The organism is Desertivibrio insolitus, from assembly GCF_017355965.1.
In the GTDB taxonomy this organism is placed as follows: Bacteria; Actinomycetota; Actinomycetes; order Actinomycetales; family Microbacteriaceae; genus JAFIQW01.
In genome coordinates this window covers 584007-591932 of record NZ_JAFIQW010000002.1, presented here as the reverse complement: position 1 = coordinate 591932, position 7926 = coordinate 584007, and the positions used below count along the sequence as shown (strand labels likewise).

Annotated in this window: 4 protein-coding genes and 1 pseudogene; 3 read left to right on the top strand and 2 right to left on the bottom strand. The window is 72.3% G+C overall.

What is annotated here, in order from left to right:
* A pseudogene (locus JUB10_RS06745) lies at nt 1-259 on the top strand (alpha-1,4-glucan--maltose-1-phosphate maltosyltransferase); the annotation flags it as partial.
* On the top strand, nt 256-2505 hold the full coding sequence (glgB, locus tag JUB10_RS06740) for a 1,4-alpha-glucan branching protein GlgB (RefSeq protein ID WP_207454885.1): 2250 nt from the start codon (nt 256-258) through the stop codon (nt 2503-2505). The pseudogene JUB10_RS06745 and the gene glgB, both read left to right, overlap by 4 nt.
* A gap of 110 nt (nt 2506-2615) precedes the next feature.
* On the opposite strand, the gene JUB10_RS06735 is transcribed toward glgB, so the two are convergent.
* Together JUB10_RS06735 and JUB10_RS06730 are read right to left on the bottom strand one after the other, a co-directional pair.
* Nucleotides 2616-3539 (bottom strand): co-chaperone YbbN, encoded by a 924-nt coding sequence (locus tag JUB10_RS06735; RefSeq protein ID WP_207454884.1) that lies wholly within the window; start codon nt 3537-3539, stop codon nt 2616-2618.
* Nucleotides 3539-5401 carry a hypothetical protein gene (locus tag JUB10_RS06730; RefSeq protein ID WP_207454883.1) on the bottom strand — a complete coding sequence of 621 codons (1863 nt, stop codon included), beginning with the start codon at nt 5399-5401 and terminating at the stop codon, nt 3539-3541. The genes JUB10_RS06735 and JUB10_RS06730 overlap by 1 nt, the downstream gene beginning before the upstream one ends.
* A gap of 316 nt (nt 5402-5717) precedes the next feature.
* Here JUB10_RS06730 and JUB10_RS06725 point away from each other — a divergent pair, with 316 nt between their 5' ends.
* Complete coding sequence (locus JUB10_RS06725; RefSeq protein ID WP_207454882.1) at nt 5718-7901, top strand: apolipoprotein A-IV repeat region-like domain-containing protein; 2184 nt, start codon at nt 5718-5720, stop codon at nt 7899-7901.
* Nucleotides 7902-7926 lie beyond the last annotated feature (25 nt).

Below are 7926 nucleotides of genomic sequence, written 5' to 3'. Positions count from 1 at the left end.
CCTGTCGAAGCGGTTCTCGCCCACCGGCGAGGCCGACACGATCATCGTCGTCGCGAACGTCGACCCGCACTCGGTGCGCGAGACGACCGTCTACCTCGACCCCGCGAAGTTCGGGATCGATCCGGGCCAGCAGTTCCAGGTGACCGACCTGATCACGGATCAGACGTACACCTGGGGTCTGGCGAACTACGTGAGGCTCGACGCCTTCACCGAACCCGTGCACATCCTCCGGGTGCATCACGAGAAGGGACGCGCATGACCGACCTGCTCCCCGAGATCGACCGCGGCTGGCTCTACGCCGTCGCCGAGGGACGACACCCCGACCCTCACTCCCTGCTGGGTCAGCACCAGGTGGGCGACGGCTTCGTCATCCGCGCGCTGCGACCGTTCGCGCGAGCCGTGCGCGCCCACCGTGCCGACGGCTCCGTGGTCGAGCTCGAGCACGTCGAGGGCGGCCTGTGGCAGGGCTACTACGACGGCCCCGGGTCCGCCTACACGCTCGAGACCGAGTGGGAGGACGGCGGCAGCTGGACCGCCGACGACGCGTACCGCTTCGTGCCGTCCTTCGGCGAGGTCGACCGCTACCTCTGGGGTCAGGGCCGTCACGAGCAGCTCTGGCACGTGTTCGGCTCCCACCTGCGACGCCACGAGGACGTCGAGGGCGTCGCGTTCGCCGTCTGGGCGCCGCACGCCCAGGCCGTCCGCATCGTCGGCGACTTCAACGGCTGGAACGGCCTCGGGCACGCGATGCGCCGCCTCGACGACGTCGGCGTCTGGGAGCTCTTCATCCCCGCGCTCGCCCCCGGCACGGTCTACAAGTACGAGATCCTCACCCGCGACGGGCGCTGGGTGCAGCGCGCCGACCCGGTGGCGATGTACACCGAGGTGCCGCCGAAGACCGGCAGCGTCGTGAGCCACAGCCAGTTCACCTGGTCGGACTCCGAGTGGCTCGAGCAGCGCGCCGCCCGCGACCCGCACAACTCCCCCATGAGCGTCTACGAGGTGCACGTCGGATCGTGGCGCCCCGGGCTCTCCTACCGCGAGCTCGCCGACCAGCTCATCGAGTACGTCCTCGAGACCAGCTTCACCCACGTCGAGTTCCTCCCCCTCGCCGAGCACCCGTTCGGCGGGTCGTGGGGCTACCAGGTCACGGGCTACTACGCGCCGACGTCCCGCTTCGGGCATCCGGACGACCTGCGCTACCTCATCGACCGTCTGCACAACGCCGGCATCGGCGTGATCATGGACTGGGTGCCCGGCCACTTCCCCAAGGACGAGTGGGCGCTCGCGAACTTCGACGGCGAGCCCGTCTACGAGCACTCCGACCCGCGTCTCGGCGAGCAGCTCGACTGGGGCACGAAGGTCTTCAACTTCGGCGACAGCCAGGTGCGCAACTTCCTCGTCGCCAACGCGCTGTACTGGCTCGAGGAGTTCCACATCGACGGACTCCGGGTGGATGCCGTCGCGAGCATGCTCTACCTCGACTACTCCCGCACGGAGTGGGTGCCCAACAAGTACGGCGGGCGCGAGAACCTCGAGGCGATCAGCTTCCTGCAGGAGGCGAACGCCACCGCCTACAAGCGCAACCCCGGCATCGTGATGATCGCCGAGGAGTCGACCGCGTTCCCCGGCGTCTCGAAGCCCACGTCATCCGGCGGTCTCGGCTTCGGCATCAAGTGGAACATGGGCTGGATGCACGACAGCCTGCAGTACATCTCCCGCGACCCGGCCTACCGCTCCTACCACCACAACGAGATCACCTTCTCGCTGGTGTACGCGTTCACCGAGCAGTTCCTGCTGCCGATCAGTCACGACGAGGTCGTGCACGGCAAGGGCTCGTTGCTCGGCAAGATGCCGGGCGACCAGTGGCAGAAGCTCGCGAACCTGCGCGCGTACCTCAGCTTCATGTGGGGGCACCCGGGCAAGCAGCTGCTGTTCATGGGGCAGGAGTTCGGCCAGCCCTCCGAGTGGAGCGAGCAGCGCGGCCTCGACTGGTGGATCCTCGACCAGCCGGTGCACCAGGGCCTGCAGCGCTTCGTCGGCCAGCTGAACCGGCTCTACAAGGAGAACCCGGCCCTGTGGGAGCAGGACAACGTGCCGGCGGGCTTCGAGTGGATCGACGGCGGCGACGCGGCGAACAACGTCATCTCGTTCGTGCGCTGGTCGAAGGAGGGCGAGGCGATGGCGATCGTCACCAACTTCTCCGGCCACCCGATCAGCCCGTACCGCATCGGCCTGCCGTTCGCGGGCACCTGGGACGAGGTGCTGAACTCCGACGCGCAGGAGTTCGGCGGCTCGGGTGTCGGCAACTTCGGCCAGATCGAGGCGCTGCCCGAGCCGTGGGCCGGCCGCCCCGCCTCCGCCGAGCTCACCGTGCCGCCGCTCGCGAGCCTGTGGCTCAAGCTTCGCCGGCCCGCCGAGCCCGAGCAGTCGGCGGAGCGCGAGAGCGACGAGGTGCCGACGGCCTCGAGCGAGGACCTCTCGCTCGGACTGCCCGAGCAGTAGGGCCGCACAGAGCAGCAGGCCCAGAACGACGAAGCGGCCGCTCCCCGAGAGGGGGCGGCCGCTTCGTCGTTCCCGGACGCCGCGCTAACGGCTCCGGGGTTGCAGCGTCGTCAGTACAGCAGCATCGTCAACCGGCGACGGGCCGCGACGACGCGCGGGTCCTCGACGCCGACGATCTCGAAGTAGTCGAGCAGCCGGGTGCGCACGGCGTCCTTGTCGCCCTGCGGCAGGGCCGGGAACACCTCGAGCAGCCGGTCGAACGCGTCGTCGACGTGTCCGCCGGCGAGGTCGAGGTCGGCCACGGCGAGCTGCGCCTCGACGTCGGTGCGCGAGGCGGCCGCGGCGGAGCGCACGGTCTGCGCGTCGACGCCCTCGAGGCGCTGCAGGAGCTTCACCTGTGCGAGGCCGGCGACGGCGAGCCGGTCGCGCGGGTCCTGCGCGATGGCGGTCGAGTACTCGCGGATCGCGGTCTCGTAGTCGCCCGCGGCGATCGCGTCGTACGCCTCCTGGTGGTGCGGCGGCAGCGGCTCCTCGGCGGGGGTCTCCTCGCCCGCCTCGGCGTCGCCGACCGGCACGGTGCCCGTCACGCCGTTCTGCGCGGCCAGCTGGAGCAGCTGGTCGAGCACGGCGCGCACCTGATCCTCCGGCGGCTCGCCCGCGAAGAGCGCCACGGGGCGCCCGGCGATGATCGCGGCGACGGTCGGCACCTGCTGCACCTGGAACGCCTGGCGCAGCTGGATCGCGTGGTCGATGTCGACCGTCGCCAGCACGAGGCGCCCGCCGTAGGACGGCACGATGCCCGTGAGCGTCGGCGGTTGACCCTGGCCGTGCAGCTCGACGACGACCGGGACGGTGTTCGACAACTCGAGGATCGCCTGGAACGAGGCGTCGTCGGCGGCGAAGACGACGGATGACGCGGGCGCCTCTCCCCCGTCGGGTCGCGCCTGCTGCTCCGCCGGGCGCTGCTGCTGGGCCGGGCGCACGAGCGAGGACAGATCCACGGCTCCGCGCAGGTTCGGCGGCAGATTCGTCACTATCCGGTCACCTCCGCTGCTGAGACGAGTCCCTGGCTGTACCCGAGGAGCTGGATCTGCCCCTCGGTCTCGACGGAACTCGGCACGTAGAACAGTAGTTGTTCGCCGTAGGTCGCCGTGATGCCACGGGTCGACCCGTCGATGTTGACGAGCGCGGCGACCGCGCCCTCCGCGTTCACCGAGGCACCCTCCTCGACCGGGCGCACGATCTCGGTCTCGTAGACCGTGACGGCGACGAGGGCACCGGCGTCGTTGGTCGCGAGCGCGATGGGCGGGGTGTCGGCGACGGCCGCCTGGAACTCGATCTCGGCGGTGTCGGGCAGCTGGTCGCGGCGCTGCTGCTTCGCCTCGGCGCCCACCTGGGTGCGCAGAGTGTCGCCCTCGGTCGTGAACAGCGCGTTGAACTGGCTGTTGCCGCCGTTGAGCAGCACATCGGCGTAGGCGGGGCCGATCTCGTTCGGCGGGGTCAGGAGGAGCCGGTTGTCGACGGTCAGGCGGGCCGCGCCGATCGTGGCGGGTGCGACGGGCGGCAGCGACGCCGACGGCTCGAGGGTGATCTGGTACTCGACCTTGTAGGGGTCGCGCGGGCCGTCCTGGATGAGCATGAGCGCGATCGCGGCCGCCTCGGGGGCGTTCTCGTCCTGCAGCACGGTGAACACGGTGCGCGGCCAGGTGTCGGTCTGCTGCGGGAGCGTCAGGGCGACGGGCTCCGCCGGGATCGGCTGAGGCGCAGGGATCGCGGCCTCGTCGGCGCCGCGCACGGTGTAGTTGGTCTCGCGCAGTTGCAGGGCGGGCCCGTCCATGCGGGTGCGCAGCAGGTCGACGTTCCGCTCGTTGTCGGCCTGGGTGACGGTCTCGCTGATCTCGGCGACGATGCGCTCGAGCTGCTGCTGCGTCACGGCGGGCGGCGGCAGCTCCTCCTCGGCATCCGCGCCGTCGGCGTCCGCGCTGGCCGACGGGCTCGCCGCGGGCATGCCTTGCGAGAGGTCGGGCCAGAAGTCGGCGGTGCAGCCGGAGAGCAGGAGCGAGCCGACGAGCACGGGGGCCGCCACGAAGGAGCGGCGCCCGGCGCCGGAGCGCACGAACGGGATCGAGCGGCGGCGGCTGCCGTAGCCGCGCTGGCGCGGCACCTTGGGCATCTTCGGCGTCTTGCGGCGCGGCCGGCGCGACCGGCGCAGGTGCGAGATCGCCCACAGGTAGAAGCCGATGCCCAGCAGGAGGAAGAAGAGTCCGCCGACGATCAGCGGTCCGGCGAGCGGGGTGCGCTGGTCGAGGGGCCAGGTGACGGCGACCTCGGCCGGGGCCGGAGCGGCGCCGTCGGACGCGATGAGCAGGGACACATCGGAGGGCAGGCGCACGGTGAAGGAGGCCTCGCCCTCGCCGGTGTACTCCTGCAGCCACAGGTCGCTGCCCGCGGGGTTCGGGGCGTCCGCGGCCGGCTCCTCCGCCTCGGCGGTCTCGCCCTCCTCGGTGCCGCCCGCGCCGGCGCCCTCGTCCGAGGGCTCGGAGCCGCTGCCCGACTCCTCCTCGGACTCGTCGGGCTCGACGAGGCTCGAGGTCAGCTCGCGCGTCTCCTCGTCGAAGGCGATCGCGTTGTAGGGCTCGTCGCCGAGCCACGCGACGACGTCGGTGGTGCGGCCGTACGCCGCGAAGACCGTGCCCTCGCCCGAGATACGGACGTCCTGGTTGCCGGGGTTCGACGTCAGGGTCTCACCGCTCAGCAGCGTGAACGCGGCGTCGCCCTCGGTCGTCACCTCGGTGGTGAGGGCGTCCGGCGGCGCGAAGACGGTGCGCTGAGCGATGCCGAAGCCGATCAGGGCCGCGGCCACGATGAAACTGACGATCGCCAGCAGGAATCTCACGAGACGTACTCCTTCCGCGCCGCCCGGGCACTCTCCAACTCTGCCGGGCCGCGCCCGGTCCCCCGCGGTTAGCGCGAGGGCGAGTCTGCGTGCCACCGCGCCGGGTTCCACGGGAGGGGCGGCGGACAAAGACAGTCAAGAATAGCGAAGTGGGCGCGTCGGGGCTTACCGGGTTCTCCCAGGTAGCGCTGCCGACGAGGCATCCGGGGTACGGATGCGAGGGGCGCGCCGTAAACTCGACCAGTCCCATCCCGCGCGCTCGCGCGCGAGCGAAGAACACGAGTCCGCGCACGCGCGGGCGACGACAGGAGACAGCGTGGCGAACGAGGCACCTGAGTTCGGGACCGAACTGCGTGGCTACCGCAAGGAAGAGGTCGACTCCGCCCTGCAGGAGCTGCGGCGCGACCTCATCCGTGCCAACGCGGAACGCACCGACGCGCTGAAGGAGATCAAGCGGCTGTCGGTGCAGGTCGAGGACCTGCAGGCCGAGCTCGACGAGGTGGGCAACCCGACGTACGCCGGTCTCGGCGTCAAGCTCGAGAGCACGCTGCGCATGGCCGAGGAGCAGTCGACGCGGCTGATCAGCCAGGCGGACATCGACGCCGAGCGGCTGCGCGGCGACGTCTACAACGAGGTCGCGAAGCTCCGCGCCGACGCGGAGGAGCACGCGCGCAAGGTGCTCGGCGACGCGACCGAGCGCGCCAGGATCGCCCTCGACGACGCGCACCGCGAGTCGGAGGACCTGCTCGCCCGCTCCCGCATCGAGGCCGACGTGCTCGTGCAGGAGGCGCTGCGCGAGGCCGCGTCGATCCGCGGCGCGGTCGCGACCGAGACCGCCGAGGCGCGCGCCACGAGCAAGCGGGAGGCCGCCGCCCTGCGGGCGGAGGCGGAGCGCGAGTCGGCGGAGCTGCGTGTCGCGGCGCAGCGCGAGGCCGCCGAGGCCCGCGACGCCGCGGACGCGCTCGCCCGCGACACGGCGAAGCGCCGCGCCGACTTCGAGGCGGAGGACGAGAAGCAGCGCGGCGACCTCGCCCGCTACGTCGAGCAGCAGCGCACGGACGTCGACGCGTACGTCGCCGAACAGCGGGCCGCGCTCGAGCAGGAGGCGGCGCGCACCCGTGCCGACCTCGAGGCCGAAGTGACGGCGGCGCGCGAGAGCCTCGCGACCGAGGTCGAGACGACGCGGGCGCGACTCGCCACCGACGTCGAGACCACCAGGGCCGCGCTCGAGCAGGAGGTCACCTCGACGCGCGAGGCGCTAGACGCCGACGTCACCTCGACGCGCGCCACCCTCGAGGCGGAGGTGCGCTCGGCGAAAGCCGCCCTCGAGCTCGAGGTCGAGACCACGAAGGCGCAGCTCGCCGGCGAGGTTGAGTCGACCCGCGCGGCCCTCGCCGCCGAGGCGGAGAACACCCGCGCCTCGCTCCGGACCGAGGTCGAGACGACGACGGCCGCCCTCGCCGCCGAGGTGGAGAACACCCGGTCCGCGCTCGTCGCCGAGGTGGAGAACACCCGCGCCGCCCTCGCCGAGGAGGTCGCCAACACCCGCGCGGCTCTCGCCGCCGAGGTCGAGACGACCAAGACGGGCCTCGCGGGCGAGGTCGAGTCGACCCGCGCCGCCCTCGACGCCGAGGCCGAGACCGTGCGCTCGACGCTCGCCGCCGAGGTCGAGTCCACGCGCGCCGCCCTCGACGCCGAGCTGACGGCCGCGCGCGAGGCGCTCGCCCGCGACGTCGAGACCACCAAGCGCAACCTCGACACCGAGGTCGCGACCGTGCGCGGCAACCTCGAGAACGAGGAGCGCACCCGCCGCGAGGCCCTCGCGGCGACGAGCGCGCAGGCGCACCGCGACCTCGAGGCCGAGCTCGACGCGGCGCGTACCCGGCTCGAGCGCGAGATCGACGACGCGCGGGCGGCGCTCGAGCGCGACAGCGAACGCGGCCGGACCGACCTCGAACGCGACCTCGCGCAGCAGCGGGCCGACCTCGAGGCCGAGGCAGCGGCGCTCCGCGCGCGGCTCGAGCACGAGCGCGCCGAGGCCGAGTCGACCCTCGCCGCCGACGTGCAGCGCGCCCGCACCGACCTCGAGGCCGAGCTCACCGCCCGCCGCGACGAGGCCGAGCGCGACCTGCTCGAGAAGCACCGCGAGGCCGTAGCCCAGACCCAGAAGTACCTCGAGGACGCGAACGCGGAACTCGCGGATGCGACCGAGCGCGCCGCCGAGGCGCGCCGCGTCGCCGACCACGCGGTCGACGAGGCCCGGACCGAGGCCCGCCGCATCCGCACCGAGGCGGAGACGACGGCGCACGAGCTCGTCGCCGCCGCTCAGGAACGCTCGAACGCCCTCGTCGCCGAGACGGAGGAGCGCGAGCGGGAGCTCGTGACGGACGCCGAGGAGCGCCTCGCCGAGATCCGCATCGAGCGCGACGCGGTCGCGGGGTACTTCGAGAACCTGCGCGGAGTGCTCTCGCAAGCTGAGAAGATCACTGCAGAGCCGTGATCCCGCCCCGGGACGGCATCCGTCC